15 protein-coding genes are annotated in these 15,173 nt (G+C 58.8%); 7 read left to right on the top strand and 8 right to left on the bottom strand.

All coding sequences use genetic code 11. The features are described from left to right. The first annotated feature begins 244 nt into the window (after positions 1-244). Positions 245-1,042 (top strand): class I SAM-dependent methyltransferase, encoded by a 798-nt coding sequence (locus BR48_RS25470; protein WP_081815818.1) that lies wholly within the window; start codon positions 245-247, stop codon positions 1,040-1,042. A gap of 143 nt (positions 1,043-1,185) precedes the next feature. Here the strand turns inward: BR48_RS25470 and BR48_RS0110665 are convergent, their stop codons facing one another. The 7 genes from BR48_RS0110665 to BR48_RS0110635 form a co-directional block, all read right to left on the bottom strand. After that, positions 1,186-1,680, bottom strand: a complete 495-nt coding sequence (locus BR48_RS0110665; RefSeq protein WP_027231297.1) for a nuclear transport factor 2 family protein — start codon at positions 1,678-1,680, stop codon at positions 1,186-1,188. Between the two features lie 54 nt (positions 1,681-1,734). Next, positions 1,735-2,538 (bottom strand): SDR family oxidoreductase, encoded by an 804-nt coding sequence (locus BR48_RS0110660; RefSeq protein WP_027231296.1) that lies wholly within the window; start codon positions 2,536-2,538, stop codon positions 1,735-1,737. Positions 2,539-2,583: 45 nt separating this feature from the next. Beyond that, positions 2,584-2,985 (bottom strand): heme-binding protein, encoded by a 402-nt coding sequence (locus tag BR48_RS0110655; protein ID WP_036813687.1) that lies wholly within the window; start codon positions 2,983-2,985, stop codon positions 2,584-2,586. A gap of 157 nt (positions 2,986-3,142) precedes the next feature. Beyond that, positions 3,143-4,048 (bottom strand): AraC family transcriptional regulator, encoded by a 906-nt coding sequence (locus BR48_RS0110650; protein ID WP_027231294.1) that lies wholly within the window; start codon positions 4,046-4,048, stop codon positions 3,143-3,145. A gap of 120 nt (positions 4,049-4,168) precedes the next feature. Further along, positions 4,169-4,966, bottom strand: a complete 798-nt coding sequence (locus BR48_RS24300; RefSeq protein WP_036813684.1) for a mechanosensitive ion channel family protein — start codon at positions 4,964-4,966, stop codon at positions 4,169-4,171. An 88-nt stretch (positions 4,967-5,054) separates the two neighbouring features. Next, positions 5,055-6,101 carry a DUF475 domain-containing protein gene (locus tag BR48_RS0110640; RefSeq protein ID WP_027231293.1) on the bottom strand — a complete coding sequence of 349 codons (1,047 nt, stop codon included), beginning with the start codon at positions 6,099-6,101 and terminating at the stop codon, positions 5,055-5,057. A 182-nt stretch (positions 6,102-6,283) separates the two neighbouring features. Next, complete coding sequence (locus BR48_RS0110635) at positions 6,284-7,516, bottom strand: bifunctional cobalt-precorrin-7 (C(5))-methyltransferase/cobalt-precorrin-6B (C(15))-methyltransferase (protein ID WP_027231292.1); 1,233 nt, start codon at positions 7,514-7,516, stop codon at positions 6,284-6,286. 111 nt (positions 7,517-7,627) lie between these two features. Here BR48_RS0110635 and cobG point away from each other — a divergent pair, with 111 nt between their 5' ends. The 5 genes from cobG to purU all read left to right on the top strand — a co-directional run bounded on the left by cobG (position 7,628) and on the right by purU (position 12,797). After that, the gene (cobG, locus tag BR48_RS0110630; RefSeq protein ID WP_051614752.1) at positions 7,628-8,992 is read left to right on the top strand and encodes a precorrin-3B synthase; all 1,365 of its coding nucleotides are present in this window, start codon (positions 7,628-7,630) and stop codon (positions 8,990-8,992) included. Then, positions 8,992-9,618, top strand: a complete 627-nt coding sequence (locus BR48_RS0110625) for a precorrin-8X methylmutase (RefSeq protein WP_027231290.1) — start codon at positions 8,992-8,994, stop codon at positions 9,616-9,618. The genes cobG and BR48_RS0110625 overlap by 1 nt, the downstream gene beginning before the upstream one ends. After that, entirely contained in the window at positions 9,618-10,358 is a 741-nt protein-coding gene (locus BR48_RS0110620; RefSeq protein WP_027231289.1) for a precorrin-2 C(20)-methyltransferase, read from the top strand. Before BR48_RS0110625 ends, BR48_RS0110620 begins: the two co-directional genes overlap by 1 nt. After that, complete coding sequence (gene cobJ / locus BR48_RS0110615; protein ID WP_027231288.1) at positions 10,355-11,773, top strand: precorrin-3B C(17)-methyltransferase; 1,419 nt, start codon at positions 10,355-10,357, stop codon at positions 11,771-11,773. Before BR48_RS0110620 ends, cobJ begins: the two co-directional genes overlap by 4 nt. 169 nt (positions 11,774-11,942) lie before the next feature. After that, on the top strand, positions 11,943-12,797 hold the full coding sequence (purU, locus tag BR48_RS0110610) for a formyltetrahydrofolate deformylase (RefSeq protein WP_027231287.1): 855 nt from the start codon (positions 11,943-11,945) through the stop codon (positions 12,795-12,797). Positions 12,798-12,839: 42 nt separating this feature from the next. Here the strand turns inward: purU and BR48_RS0110605 are convergent, their stop codons facing one another. Continuing rightward, entirely contained in the window at positions 12,840-13,763 is a 924-nt protein-coding gene (locus BR48_RS0110605) for a 2-hydroxyacid dehydrogenase (protein ID WP_027231286.1), read from the bottom strand. Between the two features lie 207 nt (positions 13,764-13,970). On the opposite strand from BR48_RS0110605, the gene BR48_RS0110600 reads away from it, so the two are divergent. Next, complete coding sequence (locus BR48_RS0110600) at positions 13,971-15,161, top strand: alpha-hydroxy acid oxidase (protein WP_027231285.1); 1,191 nt, start codon at positions 13,971-13,973, stop codon at positions 15,159-15,161. Positions 15,162-15,173: the final 12 nt, after the last annotated feature.

Here is a 15,173-nt window from a genome sequence, read left to right as displayed (position 1 = left end):
CCGAGTTAATATGTTTGCTTTATCGCATCGTGCCGCAACCCGCGCATAGCGTCCAGAAATTCCAATCTGGTAGGCTGCTGCACCGTGACGATCCCCAGTTGATGCAAAGTTGTGTACCACAAAAAGCCAGAATTTGTGACAGAGGTTTTCCACGAGTGGACAAAGACGAATTGTGTCAGAACGGATTTACTATCTGTGACTATCGCTATTATGCCCCCAGTAGACTTGGCATTGAGGGGGGATCATGTCACCAAATATAGAACGTATTTTAGCCAGTGCAGATCAAGAAACACCGGAGCTTCCCACGTTCCCTCCGAACGAAGTTCAAGAACGTTTCGTAGGACGGAGCGGACGGTCTGCGCTTGAAGAAGTCGTGCCGTTCCTCTCCCTCATCGCTAAATTTAAACGCCCCAGCAAAGACACGACTGTTGTGGACTTTGGCGCGGGATGGGGGCGAATCGCTCGTTTTTTCCAAGACGTTGTTCCTGCGAACCAACTTTACCTCGCCGATGTTGACCCCGCCGCGTTGGAGTGGTGCAAAAACTGCCGCGTTCAGGGCACGCCTATCCTTCTAGAGAAATCGGGACCGTTGCCGCTGGGCTCGAACTCCGTCGATATCGTGTACTCGTACTCGGTCTTTTCCCATCTCGCCGAATACGCCGCAGAACTTTGGCTCAATGAAATCCATCGGGCATTGAAACCAGACGGCGTACTGGTGTTCACTACTCAATCGCTCAGATTTCTTCATCTCGTGCGGGCTTGCGCCGCTAAGGAGGACGCGAATGATCTCGAGCGTAGCATCGGTGGATACATGGGAGCTGACCCGGAGAAGGCGGTAGCCTCGTACGAGCGAGGAGATCATGCGTACTCTGACGTTAACGGCGGTGGCGGTGGTGGCGTTTTAACCGGCGATTTCTACGGGTGGGCAGCCATCCCAACTGCTTGGTTTGAACGAAAGTTCGGAACTAAATTTACGATTGAAAAGTACGTTGACGATCCTAAGATTCTAGAACAAGCCATTTATATCGTTCGCAAGCGTTAAACTGGTATGATGGATCATCCTGGGACTGACGATCCATCAGCGCCTCTATGCATCACGTAGTTTTCAAAGTCGGATAATTCACGCATAACGAATTGCTGCATCTAAGCTCTCGGCAATCATGGTGACATCGATCGCGGCGAGACTCAAGGAACTGGCTCGACCCTTGTCCAGAAATCGTTGAAGGCGATGCTGTCAAAGAAAGCGTGCGCCTTGCCGATCTTGCCGTCTTTCAGATCGAGGAACCAGGCATAGGTATTTGCATAGGGCTTGCCGTCGCGCGCAGTGCCGCTCGCATCGAAGAAAACGACGACCGTGTTACCTTCTGCATAGATATTGCGAATTGACGGCTTCAGGCCGGCGCTCATGCGCGCGTTGAATGGCCGGATCACTTCACTCATGAAGGCTTCGCGGCTCGGATAGGTCTTGGAAGCAAGTGAATTGCCGGTAATGGTCCACGTCGCATCATCGGCCAGCAAATCGTATGGGCCGCCTGTTCCCGCGGCCCACGCATCGAACGCGCGCTGGATGATCGCCTTGTTCGCATCTGCCGTGTCTGCCCGTGCGTGCGCCAATGGAGCCAGCGCGGCCACGGCGAAGCCTGAGACCGCTACTGCCAACAATGTGCCAAATCCTGCCATGGCTATCTCCTCCACTGGTAATAATCAGTCGCAGTCGTGCACGGGCCGGACCGCCTAGATTTGGTTTTCCCAGGCCGCCAGTTGGTGTTCCTTCAACATATTTTCGATCGCTTTCGGCACCACATTGCGGAATTTGCCGGTGTCGGCGGGCACGACCTCGATCATGCGATCGATCATCTCCTGCGGGTCCATTTTACCCTCGGGCGTTGCGAAGAAGTCGTCGAACCCCTTGCGCAGGTCGGCGCGCTTGGTGAAATTTGTGGAATCGTCCAGCCAACGGAATGGGTTATCGGCCATGGTTTCATTATAACCGGTGTAGTAAGCGCCGGGGTTGATCGTCTGAATCTTGATCCCATAGGCACTGAGTTCCTGCTGCAACGCTTCAGCGATCGATTCCAGCGCATGCTTGGTCGAAACATAAGTGCCCCAGTTGGCCGGGGTAAAAAGCCCGCCCATTGACGATGTGAAGACCACCTTGCCTTTCTTGCCCTGCCTCACCCATTTCTGGACAACGCCCTGCGTAAGCTGAAGGGGCAAGATGACATTGACCTCGAAGTTACGGCGAACAAGGTCGATCGGGATTTCCCAGACCGGACCCGCCTCGCCCATGCCGGCATTGTTCCACAAGACATCGAATTCCCATCCAATGGCCTGTTTGATGTCGTACGGATCGTCGAGATCCAGGCGTTCGACACGGAGGTTGTTGAGGCCGAGCGCAGCCGCTTCTTCGCGCAACGGCGTGACTTGCGAAGACACGTGTGCTGTGGCGATGATGTTATGACCGTTTTTAGCCATCCCGATCGCAGCAGCTTTACCGAAGCCCGACCCAGCACCGGTGATAAGGATCGTCCTGGACATTCCATTCTCCTCTTGTTGGCCTAGTTGATGTGAGTTTTGAGAGCGTCAGTCGAGGCCTGAAGCGGCCGCCCGGGCGACGTCCATGTCCTGTGCTACGGCCCCTCCCGACACGCCTACCGCCCCGAGGAAAGTTCCGTCGGGTGCCGTCAGAGGCAGGCCGCCGCCAAATACCACGAGAACGCCATTGGTCTGCTCAAGCCCTGGCGATCCGCCTCCCGGCTTGCAGAACTCACCAACGGTCTCCGTCGCCATCTGGAAGAGAGCGGCCGTTTTGGCCTTGCCCAGAGCGATATCTATGGACCCGAGCAATGCTCCATCCATGCGGCTGAAAGCTTTGAGGTGGGCGCCATCGTCAAGCACCGCAATATTGACCGCTATCCCGATCGTCTGGGCACGGGCTTCCCCGGCCGCAATGATCGAACGCGCCTGATGAACCGAGATCTGCATGGCCGTTCCCCTCAACGCCAACTGCGGGAGGAATAATATTCAGCATCGCTCGTCCTGCGAGGTACGTGCGTGCTGTTTTGTGTACTGGAGTGCTGATTTGAGGGCGGCCGAAATCACATATGCTTGAATGGGCACGGCCGTCGGCCGTTCGGTCCACTCACAACTTGTGCTTGCGGCGCCATTCGCCCGGGGAGGCCCTGAAGCGCTTGAGGAAAACCTTGGTGAGGTGACTGTGGTCAGCAAAGCCGCAATCGTCGGCGATCGCCTGGATAGTAAGGCTCGTTCCCAGAAGCAACGTCACCGCCTTCTCCAGGCGCTGGTTCTGCAGCCACATCATGGGCGAACTACCCGTGCTGATCTTGAAGGATCGAGCGAGATGAGCGCGGGAAAGGCCGGTTTCCTTGGCGAGAACGTCAAGCCCGATATCGCCTTTCAGGTTCGCGAGCAGAAGGTCCTTAACCCTTCGCTCTTGCCGCGGAGCCAATCCTCCCTTGACCGCGCGGAACTCGGTTGTCTGTTCCCCGTAAAACATCGTCAGATGGGACAGCAGCGTAACAGTAAGCTGGTCAAGGAAGAGGCGCGAGGCAGCTTCCGGCCGCTCGAATGCAGGTACGAAACATTCCATCAAGTTTCGCACGATGATATCTGAATAACCAAACACGTCTCTATCCCGCAGCGTCGAGAAGGGCGCCAGATCGTTCTCCTGGTGGAATTCGGTAATCGAGGTATGGGGCGCGAACATCGAGACGCAGTCGACGTCTCCGGCCTCGACCGCTGTGTAGCGTCTTCTAAGGTCGAGGAGCAGAAATTCGCCGGGATCCAATGATACGGACGTTACCGGCTTCCCATCGATCCAACGTGGCCGCGCCGGAAGATGGTTCCTTTGGTAGCAAATCATGTAGCCGTCCGCCTGCTCCAGCTGGACGGGAATGCCATTGTCATCGTGCCGCCATTTCAGCCTGCCGAAAGTGGCGTCCTGCAGCGTGATATGACTCATCTCGAGTGACGAAGGCCGCTCGACGCCTTGAAACCTGTCCGGACTGGCTATCCCCCTGCGCGCCATCCTTAGCCTCCGCGCGATGTTCCGGATCAATAATAGATTAGCCGAGGCGCCAAATCCACCCGTCCGTTGGCGCCCCCCGGAAGCGGCCGTCCAGCGGCGCTTTGGCGAGCACTGATATGATCAGGCCATTTGGTTCAGGGTATTGCGGACGTTTTTGTTCATTTCGGCCTGGGTCGCGGCGAAATCGCCGACAGAGGTCCAGTAACGCAAGGTTATCGACACGCTGCTATCGCCGAGGTCCGCGACAAATGCGGCAGGAGTCGGTTCCTTTTTCACGCGCGCATCGCGCTCGGCGAGCTTCATCAGCGATTTCTGCATTGCCTCGATGTCATTCGAATTGGGAATCGTGATGGTGATATCGTTCCGGCGCACGCCGTTGCGCGTATAATTTTTGACCGGCAGCGTCCAGAGCGTCGAATTCGGAGCCAGAATGTAGATCCCATCAGCGGCACGCAACCGCGTCGCAAAGAGCCCTATCTCCTCAACAGTACCGGAAACGCTGCCGACTTCGACATATTCGCCGATCCGCAGCGGCCGCAGCGCCAAGAGCATAATACCGGCGGCTATATTCTGCAGTGTTCCCTGGAGCGCCAGACCGATAGCGAGACCTACCGCGCCAATGGCGGCAATGACCGATGCTGTCTGGATACCGAACTGGCCGAGCACCATAACAACCACGAGCCCGAGCACGAAATAGCGCGCGATCTTTGAAAGGAAGCGACGCAAGGTAAGGTCGAAGCCGCCAACGCGGCCGAGACCGGCAAAGAGCCAGCGCTCCACGAGGCCAGCCACAAGAAACCCTATGACCATGAGCAAGATCGCGCCGATCACCGAAAACGAATAGGTGACGACCAGCGCACTCGCCTGTCTTATCCCGGTTTGTATGGCGGAATAGGCGCTTTGAGGATCAAGTTCCATCAGACAGTTCTCCGTTTCGGTGGGAAGGGCTCAACCGTTGGAAGATGCTCCTGGTTCCGGATGCCACAGCGTCGCCGTTTGTTCCGCCTCAAGCCTCCTGGGTCTCGCCGTGACGCCGGCGGTAGCGGATCGAGGAGAAGAAGGCGAACATGATGAGCGCTGCGCCGATCACACCGGTTATCACCTCCGGAATGTGAACCAGCGTCTGGCAATACATGATCAGAGCCAGAACGAGGATCGCGTAGAAGGCGCCGTGCTCAAGGTAGCGATATTGGCCGAGCGTTTCCTTGTCGACCATCATGATCGTCAGCGCCCGCACATAGAAGGCGCCGATGCCAAGGCCTATCGCAATGACGAAGAGATTTGTCGAGAGGGCAAATGCCCCGATAACGCCATCGAACGAGAAGCTGGCATCGAGCATTTCGAGGTAAAGGAAGGCGCCGAGCCCACCCTTGTGCACCGTGTCCATCTGCTCCTGGGTCGCATCGAGAACCGCGCCAAGCCCTTCGACGAAGAGGAACGTCAAGAGGCCGTAAATGGCCGACGTCAGGAACGTCACCGATTCCTCACCCTCGAGCTGGCGCGAGAAGAATATGATGAGAAGCAGCGCAACCGCGACCTCAATACCCTGGATCGAGGCAAACCGGGAGGCATTTGCCTCGATAACCTTGATCCAATGGACGTCCTTCTCGTGATCGAAAAAGAACTTCAGGCCGACCATCAGCAGGAAAGTGCCGCCGAATGCCGCAATGGATACATGCGCGTCCTGCATGATGCGGGCATATTCTTCCGGATTGGAGATGGCGAGTTTCAGCGCCGAAATCGGATCGATCCAGGCCGCAATGGCGACGATTGCCAGCGGAAAGATAATCCGCATGCCGAACACGGCGATTATGATGCCCCACGTCAGGAAGCGCCGCTGCCACGTTGGTGTCATGTCCCGCAAGATCTTGGCGTTGACGATGGCGTTGTCGAAAGACAGCGAGATTTCGAGGATGCCGAGGACAGCACAAATGAAAAGGACCGAAAGTGCGCCCTGTACGGTTCCTGAATAAATGAAACCGATCCAAGTACCGAGCGCGAGACCAACAAATGTAAAAATGAAGGGCCAGGTGAAATATTTATACGTTGCCATGCGCGTTTCCTGCTTGAAACTCCCTGATTGCTATCAAGATGGGAACTCAGAACGGCCATAACCACCGCATAGGCGGGTTTATGCGCCGTTCAATATGATTTCACACTCGATTGCAATCCTCCCACTGTCTTTAAACCCCACAAACCTGTCTCAATCCTGTCTCGTCCACGAGCAGGCGGCGGTCAATTGGTCTTTCGAACCATATAGATCGTAACGGGCAGCGCAGCGCGCCAGGCGTTGAAGCTTCCAAGGGGTTGTGCCTGCGAAACTGCAAGCTTGGTCAGGTCGCCGCCATGCTTCCTGCGCCAATCGACGAGCGTCATTTCGCCTTCGATGGTCACGGCATTTGCGACGAGGCGGCCGCCAGGTTTCAGGTGGGCCCAGCAGGTGGAAAGTACATCGGGGTCGGTGACGCCCCCGCCGATGAAGATCGCGTCGGGAGCCGGCAGTTCGGCGAGGGCTGCAGGCGCTTCGCCGCGAACAAGATGAAGGTCCGGCACGCCCAGCGCGCGGCTATTGTGCAAAATTAACTGCTGCCGCTTGTCGTTGGCTTCGACTGCGAGCGCCCGGCACATCGGGTGGCTGCGCATCCACTCGATGCCGATCGAACCGCAGCCTGCTCCGACATCCCACAGCAATTCGCCGGGAAGCGGGGCGAGATGCGCGAGCGTGACGGCACGGACATCACGTTTGGTCAGTTGTCCGTCATGTTCGAACGCATCATCCGGCAAACCGGCCAGCAGTGGAAAGGTTCGCATTTCCTGGCCGACCACGCCGCAATCGACGGCCACGACATTGAGATCCGCACATCGCGGATGATCCCAGGAACCGGCAACGCCATCAATCCGGCGCTCAACCGGTCCGCCGAGATGTTCGAGCACTGTCAGCCTGGCGGCAGCAAATCCGCGCTGGGCGAGCAATCCCGCCACATTGGCAGGTGTATCGCCGTCATTACTGAGGACGATGAGTTTGCCGTTGGGAACAAAGGCTTTGAACAGCGTCTCGATTGGCCGGCCATGAACGCTCAGCAACTGGCTTTCCTGAATGGGCCAGCCCATTGCAGCCGCTGCGAGCGCGAACGAGGAAGGGGCAGGAAGTATTCGCATCTCGCTGCGCTCGATATGGCGTGTCAGCGCCGCGCCCATGCCGAAATGCATAGGGTCGCCGCTGGCGAGCACCACGACGGGGTGACCGCGTAAAGCAAGCAGCATCGGATAGGCGTCGGAAAACGGTGTCGGCCAGGCAACGCGCTTTGCTTCGAGATTGTCGGGCAGGAGTTCCAGATGGCGCCTGCCGCCAAAAATGGTTCCGGCCTCGGCAAGAGCGCGCCGGGCGGCTTCGCCAAGCCCGCCATAACCGTCCTCGCCGATTCCAATTACCGTCAGCCACTGTGCCGTGATTTCTTCCTCGTTCATGGTCCATGCATGCCCGAAAGCAGACGTGAGGTCAACGAAACCGCCAACTCGCGTGCGGGTCCAGGTCATGGCTGTTGGCACGCTGCCAGCCATCCTGTAAAACCGTCAACCATGAGCCAGCGCGCGCCAATTGCCCCGAATTTTACTGTCGAAGACCGGCGTTCCGCCTGTCCCGGCCTGTTTCGCATGGCCAAGGCGCTTGATGGCGCCATTTGCCGGGTAAAGCTTACCTTCGGCGAATTCAGCGCCGAACAGGCACGGCAGGTGGCTGAAGCGGCGGAAAAGTTTGGAAATGGCATCATCGAGATCACCAACCGTGCAAACCTGCAGATACGCGGCGTTCGCGCGGAAACTGAAGCGCTCCTGATAGCGGCGTTGCTCGATGCCGGACTTGGGCCGCTGACGGATCGCGGTGACGATGTTCGTAACGTCATGGTCAGTCCGGTCGCCGGGGTCGATCATGCGCTTGTCGATGTTCGCCCGCTCGCCTTACGCCTGCTCACGGCCTTGCAACTCAATGCCGGTTATCAGACGCTGTCACCGAAATTCTCGGTGCTCGTCGACGGCGGTGAGACTGTCGCGATGGTTGAACACCCGCACGATATCTGGGTTAGCCCGATCGATCCCGAAAGCAAGACATCGCAATTTGCCTTCGGCATTGCCGGTGTGCCCCCAACGGGGCGGGACGATCGCCCGGCGCTCGGGAGGGTCAACGGCGATGAGGTCTTTGCGGTCGTCACCAGCATCATTGACCTGTTTCTCGAATGGAGCCGGGGCAACCCCGCCGCCTCGCGCATGCGCCACTTTCTTGCGGATATTGGAGAGGCAGACTTTCTGCAACAATTGGAGCGGGGGCTCGGCCATTCGGTAGGACACGATGCTTCTGCCCCATGGTTGAGACGGCAGCCTCGGGCGCATGGACACCTCGGCGTCCTTATTGAGAGTGCAAGCACTTTCCTCATTGGCGCCATGCCGCCCCTTGGCCATCTTGATCCAGATGTGCTCGTCGCCCTTGCTGCGCTGGCTCAAGAACAGGGCAATGGCCACCTGCGCCTGACGCCCTGGCAAAGCATCCTATTGCCGGGGATCGCTACGGCTGGGGCGCAGAGCGTCCTCGCTCGTCTCGAAGCGTTGGGCCTGCATTCAGACCCTGAAACGCCGCTCGCAACGATGATCAGTTGTTCAGGATCAGCCGGTTGCGGTTCCGCCCTCGCCGCCACTCAGGCTGACGGGTTTAAGCTCGCCGCCCTGCTGGGCCCGACATCCGCTTCCCCGCAGATACATGTGAGCGGTTGCATGAAATCCTGCGCATCGCCCGGGACACGTCCCATTACGCTGGTTGCGACGGCGCCCGGCCACTATGACATCTTTCTGCAAGCGACCAATGGACCGTCGCGTTTTGGCAAGCTATTGGCTGCCAATGTCACTATCGAGGAAGCGGCCGATTTGATCGGCAAGAATTTCGGGGCCAGTTAATGCTAGATTATATTCGCGACGGCCAGGCGATCTATGATCGCTCATTCGCCATCATCCGTTCCGAGGCTGATCTCAGCCGCATCCCCGCCGATCTCGAAAAATTGGCCGTGCGCGTCGCCCATGCCTGCGGCATGGTGGACGTCATCGATGACCTCGCCTTCTCCGAAGGTGCCGGGACCGCGGGCCGCAACGCGCTTTTGAACGGTGCGCCGATCCTTTGCGATGCGCGCATGGTGGCCGAGGGTGTCACCCGCGCAAGGCTTCCTGCCAATAACGATGTCACCTGCACACTGAACGATCCGTCCGTGCCGACTCTGGCGCGCGATATCGGCAATACCCGCTCGGCCGCGGCGCTTGAACTCTGGCGCCCGTATCTCCCTGGCGCCGTCGTGGCCTTTGGCAATGCGCCGACCGCGCTCTTTCGCCTCCTCGAAATGATCGATGCCGGCGCTCCGAAGCCTGCGCTGATTCTCGGTTTTCCCGTCGGATTCGTCGGCGCCATGGAATCGAAAGCTGCTCTCGCCGAAAACAGCCGCGGCATACCCTATGTCGTCGTGCATGGGCGGCGCGGCGGCAGCGCCATGGCGGCGGCAGCCATCAACGCGCTTGCCTCGGAGAAGGAATGATGCCGCAAAAGGGACGGCTCTTCGGGCTGGGCGTTGGTCCCGGCGATCCCGAACTCATCACCCTGAAGGCGCTGCGCCTGCTGCAGGGTGCGCCGGTCGTTGCCTATCATGCCGCCAAAGGCAAGAAGGGCAACGCGCTGACCATCGTGGAACAGTATCTCAGGGACAATCAGCTTCTGGTCCCGCTCGTCTATCCGGTCACAACCGAGATCCTGCCGGCGCATATGAATTACGAGGCGATCGTCAGCGACTTCTATGGTGAAATCACCGGCCTGTTGCGCCGCCATCTCGATGCCGGCAGCGACGTCGCCGTGATCGCCGAGGGCGATCCGTTCTTCTACGGCTCGTTCATGTATATCCACGACCGGCTGGCGGAAGACTACGAGACCGAAGTCGTTCCCGGCGTCTGCTCCATTCTCGGCGGCGCAGCGGTGCTCGGCGCGCCGCTGGTCTACCGTAACCAGACGCTTACCGTTTTGTCCGGCGTCCTGCCTGCGGCCGATTTGAAGATGCGCCTTGCCGCCACGGAGGCAGCGGCAATCATGAAGCTCGGTAAAAACCTGAGCAAAGTTCGGGGCGTCATCGAGGAACTTGGCCTCATGGACCGCGCGCTCTACGTCGAACGGGCGACCATGCAAGCGCAACGGATCATTCCGCTCGCCGAAGTCGATCCCGAGACGTCGCCCTATTTTTCGCTCATCCTCGTCCCGGGCGAAAAGTGGCAAGGCAGCGGCGAATGACCGGCCCGCTCAGTATTTTCGTGCTTTCCGTACGCGGCATCGAAACGGCGCGGCGCATCAAAGCGGGTATAGAAGGCGCAACGGTCCTGGGGCTCGAAGGCCGCGTTGAGGGTGCCGACGAGACATTCGCCAATTTCGGCGATACGATCCGCGAGCACCATTCGCGCGGCAACGCTATTCTTGCCCTTTGCGCCGCCGGCATCACCATACGCTCGCTGGCGCCACTTCTCGGCAACAAGACAGGCGAGCCCCCCGTTCTTGCCGGCGCCGATGACGGGTCGGCCGTCGTTCCCTTGCTCGGCGGCACCACCGGCGTCAACGTCCTCGCGAGGCAGATCGCCGCCGTCCTGAATGTTGCTCCGGCGATCACCACCTCCGGTGAATTGCATTTCGGCACGTGCCTGCTCAATCCTCCCCCGGGCTATGTGCTTAAAAATCCGGAGGATGCAAAGACCTTCATCGCGGATCTGCTCGCCGGCAAGACGGTGCGGATCGAGGGCGATGCTCCTTGGCTCGAGCAGGCGCGCCTGCCCGTCGATGAGAACGCAGATCTGCTCATTCGCGTGACCTCCGACAATGCCGCTCCCGGAAAAGGCGAACTCGTATTTCAGTCAGTGCCGCAGAACAGTCCTGCCCCTCGGAAGCGCGGCCGTCTGTCCGTCATCGGTCTAGGTCCCGGTGACCCTGACTTCATGATTCCGGCCGTTGAACAGGCGCTGCAACGAGCCGAAGATGTGCTCGGCTATGAAACCTATGTGCGGATGGCGGGCGCATTCCGGCCGGATCAGACGATCCACATGACCGACAATCGCGAGGAAATGCAGCGCGCTCGCCATGCCTTCGAATTGGCGGCGACCGGCCGTTCCGTGGTGATGATTTCCTCCGGCGATCCCGGCGTGTTCGCCATGGCCGCCGCAGTGGTCGAGGCATTGCACGAATCGCAAGATCCGGCCTGGCATGCCGTCGAGCTCGAAATTCTGCCCGGCGTTTCTGCGGCGATGGCGGCGGCAAGCCGCAGTGGCGCCCCGCTCGGCCACGATTTCTGCATTCTTTCGCTTTCCGACAATCTCAAGCCTTGGGAGATCATCGAGAGGCGGATCGCGCTTGCCGCCGAAGCTGACCTTGCCATGGCCTTCTACAATCCGATTTCCAAGCCGCGCCCGTGGCAGCTGCCGCGTGCGATCGAAATTCTGCGTCAGCATCGTGGTGCCGCGACGCCCGTGGTTCTCGGCCGCGACATAGGCAGGCCGGGCGAAACGCTGCGGACCATTACGCTTGGCGAATTGACGCCGGAGCAAGTTGATATGCGCACGGTGGTGATCGTTGGATCGTCCCATACGGTAAGTTTCCCCCGCGCCGATGGTGGCAGCTGGGTCTATACGCCGCGTTGGTATGGGACGAGGCCGCAATCCTGACTTGCCGCGGGCCCTTTCGGGATAAAACTTATCGTTGAGTGAGGAAAGTTCATTTGACGCTGCCCGCCGATGCCGGAAAAAGGACTGAGCACTTCGCATTTGTATCGCCGCCCTTCAATGGCGCTCACTATGATCCGCCAAGACCAGAATGCCTGCATCCGGAGCTACCATGCCTGACAAGAATTACGTTTTGACCCTGACCTGCGAAGACCGTCCCGGCATCGTCGCCTCGGTGACGACCGAACTTGCCGGCATGGATGCCAATATTGCCGAGAGCAACCAGTTCTGGGACCGGCAGACCAATCGCTTCTTCATGCGCATCGCTTTTACCGCGGCGGAAGGGACGACCAAGGACGATGTCGAACGGGGATTGAAGCCCGCCATCGACCGCTTCGACATGAAGACGAGCCTCGCCGATCAGGCGAAAAAGCCAAAGATCATCATCATGGTGTCGAAGTTCGACCATGCATTGCAGCATCTGATCTACCAGATTCGCGTTGGCTGGCTCGATGCCGAAGTTGCTGCCATCGTCTCCAACCATGAGGACAGCCGTCGTTTCGCCGAGCACGAGGGTATTCCCTATTACGTCCTGCCGGTGTCGAAGGACAACAAGCGCGACCAGGAAGAAACCCTCCTGAAGATCGTCAAGGACAGCGGCGCCGATCTTGTCGTCCTTGCCCGCTACATGCAGGTTCTGTCCGACAACCTTTCGAAGCGGCTCTACGGCAAGGTAATCAACATTCACCACTCGTTCTTGCCGAGCTTCAAGGGCGCTAAGCCCTATCACCAGGCGCATGAGCGCGGCGTGAAGCTGATTGGCGCCACCGCCCACTATGTCACGCCGGATCTCGACGAAGGCCCGATCATCGAGCAGGAGACCGAGCGCGTTAGCCATGCGATGAGCGCCGAGGACTTTGTCGCCACCGGCCGCGACATCGAAAGCCGCGTGCTCGCCCGCGCGGTGAAGAAGCACCTCGAATCCCGCGTCATGCTCAACGGCCACAAGACCGTGGTTTTCGGCTAGGCAGACACGGTACCGGCTGCTACCGCAGCCGGCTTGGGAAAGTTAGTTAGCCCCGAAATATTTTTCGAGGTTCGAGACGACCCGGTCGGCCATTGCCTTCCGGGTTTCGACCGTCGCGCTGCCCATATGCGGCTGCAGCACCACATTATCGAGCGTGAACAGCGCCTCTGGAACATTTGGTTCGTCGACGAACACATCGATCCCGGCGCGGCCCAGTTCGCCTGACTGCAGCAATTCCACGAGTGCCGCTTCATCGACGACGGTACCGCGAGCAATGTTGACGAAAGTTCCCTCGGGACCAAGCGCCTGCAGCACCTGGCGTGAAATAATCCCCTGTGTCGCCGCGCCGCCGGGCAGGATGGCGATAAGGGCGGCGCAGTCGCGCGCCATGGCGACGAGATCATCATAATGGGTATAGGGCGCGTCCGACTTCCTGTTGCGGGTATGATACACGACATCGCAGCCAAAAGCCTCAAGCTTGCGGGCAATGACGCTGCCGATACGGCCGAGCCCCACGAGCCCGACCTTCTTTCCCTCGATGCCGAGGGCAAGCGGTGCATTCTCGCCCCTCGCCCAGCGACCGGAGCGCACAAAGCGATCATTGGCCACAAGATCGCGGGTTGCGGCGAGGAGGAGCACGATCGCCATGTTGGCGGTATCTTCGTTGAGCACGTCCGGCGTGTTCGCGACCTTGATGCCCTTCTTCTCCGCATAGGCAACATCGAGAGAATCGGTGCCGACGCCGAATGACGAAACAATCTCGACCGCCGTCAAAAGGTCGATCATGTCGGCCTTCAGCCCGGTAAACGTGCTCGTTACCGCGGCGCGAAACCGGCTTGCATTCTTTTCGAGGAAACCGAGCGCATCCTTTTCCTCGTAGAGCTTTTCCACCGCATAGCGCTTTTCGAGTTCTTCAAGGAGATAGGGCATCAACGGCCCGAGTACGAGAAGCGGTTGCATTGGCATTCGTCACATCCTGTTCGTTCAATTCAATGGGCTTTCCTGACCATAGCGAAACTGGTGACGCAAACACAAACCTTTACGCAATAATTTATATGTGAAATATGCACCCGTATATGATTAAAACCGTCAGGCGCGGTAATTTGGTTCTGGTGCTTGCGCCACCCTATCAATTAGTATGAAAAGCAAGGACCAAGGCCTCGGGACGAAAAAATGTCAAAATCAGTTGAAATCAATGATCTGAAGCGAATTGCCAAGCGGCGCGTACCGAAGATGTTCTTCGACTATGCGGATTCGGGCGCCTGGACGGAAAGCACCTATCGCGCCAACGAAGAGGATTTTCGCAAGATTCAGCTGCGCCAGCGCGTAGCCGTCGACATGACCGACCGCACGCTGGAAAGCACGATGATCGGCCAGAAGGTATCAATGCCCGTGGCTCTGGCGCCGACCGGGCTTACCGGTATGCAGCATGCCGATGGCGAGATCCTGGCGGCACAGGCGGCCGAAGAGTTCGGCGTTCCCTTCACGCTTTCGACCATGAGCATCTGCTCGATCGAGGACGTCGCCGAAGCGACGACGAAGCCGTTCTGGTTCCAGCTTTACGTGATGCGCGACCGTGATTTCATCTACAATCTTATCGACCGCGCCAAGGCTGCCAAATGCTCCGCTCTCGTTTTGACGCTCGACCTGCAGATTCTCGGCCAGCGCCATAAGGATATTCGCAACGGACTCTCCGCACCGCCAAAATTCACGCCGAAGCACATCTGGCAGATGATGACGCGCCCGCAATGGTGCCTCGGCATGTTGAAGACAAAACGGCACACCTTCCGCAACATCGTCGGTCACGCCAAGGGCGTCGGCGATCTCTCGTCCCTCTCGGTCTGGACGGCGGAACAGTTCGACCCGCGCCTCTCCTGGAGCGATGTCGCCTGGATCAAGGAACGCTGGGGCGGCAAGATCATCATCAAGGGTATTCTCGACGTCGAAGATGCAAAGATGGCCGTATCGACCGGCGCCGACGCCATAATCGTCTCCAATCACGGCGGACGTCAGCTCGACGGCGCGCCCTCCTCGATTTCAGTGCTTGCCGAAATCGTCGACGCCGTGGGCGACAAGATCGAAGTGCTGTTCGACGGCGGCATCCGCTCCGGTCAGGATGTCCTGAAGGCCCTCGCCATCGGCGCAAAGGGCACTTTTATCGGACGCGCCTTCCTTTACGGCCTCGGCGCTGGCGGCAAGCAGGGCGTGAGCGAGGCGCTCGAAATCATCCGCAAGGAACTCGACATCACCATGGCGCTGTGCGGCGAGCGCGATGTGAAGAATCTCGACCGCAACAATCTCTACAAGAGCGGGCTCGAAACCAAACCGCGCATGGCCGAAGTCAAGACCAAGCGCGCATCATAGGCATGAGCACAA

Origin of the sequence: Phyllobacterium sp. UNC302MFCol5.2 (assembly GCF_000686005.1) — a bacterium.
Taxonomy (GTDB): domain Bacteria; phylum Pseudomonadota; class Alphaproteobacteria; order Rhizobiales; family Rhizobiaceae; genus Phyllobacterium; species Phyllobacterium pellucidum.
The sequence above is the reverse complement of the archived record's forward strand: the minus strand, read 5'-3'. Positions and strand labels throughout refer to the sequence as shown.

What these genes read in the sequence shown, in the direction of transcription:
- BR48_RS0110650 (WP_027231294.1), bottom strand. Translation starts at nt 4,048, where the DNA reads ATGGCGCGCAGGGGGATAGCCAGTCCGGACAGGTTTCAAGGCGTCGAG.
- BR48_RS25470 (WP_081815818.1), top strand. Translation starts at nt 245, where the DNA reads ATGTCACCAAATATAGAACGTATTTTAGCCAGTGCAGATCAAGAAACA.
- BR48_RS0110655 (WP_036813687.1), bottom strand. Translation starts at nt 2,985, where the DNA reads ATGCAGATCTCGGTTCATCAGGCGCGTTCGATCATTGCGGCCGGGGAA.
- BR48_RS24300 (WP_036813684.1), bottom strand. Translation starts at nt 4,966, where the DNA reads ATGGAACTTGATCCTCAAAGCGCCTATTCCGCCATACAAACCGGGATA.
- BR48_RS0110605 (WP_027231286.1), bottom strand. Translation starts at nt 13,763, where the DNA reads ATGCCAATGCAACCGCTTCTCGTACTCGGGCCGTTGATGCCCTATCTC.
- BR48_RS0110620 (WP_027231289.1), top strand. Translation starts at nt 9,618, where the DNA reads ATGCCGCAAAAGGGACGGCTCTTCGGGCTGGGCGTTGGTCCCGGCGAT.
- BR48_RS0110600 (WP_027231285.1), top strand. Translation starts at nt 13,971, where the DNA reads ATGTCAAAATCAGTTGAAATCAATGATCTGAAGCGAATTGCCAAGCGG.
- BR48_RS0110640 (WP_027231293.1), bottom strand. Translation starts at nt 6,101, where the DNA reads ATGGCAACGTATAAATATTTCACCTGGCCCTTCATTTTTACATTTGTT.
- BR48_RS0110665 (WP_027231297.1), bottom strand. Translation starts at nt 1,680, where the DNA reads ATGGCAGGATTTGGCACATTGTTGGCAGTAGCGGTCTCAGGCTTCGCC.
- BR48_RS0110660 (WP_027231296.1), bottom strand. Translation starts at nt 2,538, where the DNA reads ATGTCCAGGACGATCCTTATCACCGGTGCTGGGTCGGGCTTCGGTAAA.
- purU (WP_027231287.1), top strand. Translation starts at nt 11,943, where the DNA reads ATGCCTGACAAGAATTACGTTTTGACCCTGACCTGCGAAGACCGTCCC.
- cobG (WP_051614752.1), top strand. Translation starts at nt 7,628, where the DNA reads ATGAGCCAGCGCGCGCCAATTGCCCCGAATTTTACTGTCGAAGACCGG.
- cobJ (WP_027231288.1), top strand. Translation starts at nt 10,355, where the DNA reads ATGACCGGCCCGCTCAGTATTTTCGTGCTTTCCGTACGCGGCATCGAA.
- BR48_RS0110625 (WP_027231290.1), top strand. Translation starts at nt 8,992, where the DNA reads ATGCTAGATTATATTCGCGACGGCCAGGCGATCTATGATCGCTCATTC.
- BR48_RS0110635 (WP_027231292.1), bottom strand. Translation starts at nt 7,516, where the DNA reads ATGAACGAGGAAGAAATCACGGCACAGTGGCTGACGGTAATTGGAATC.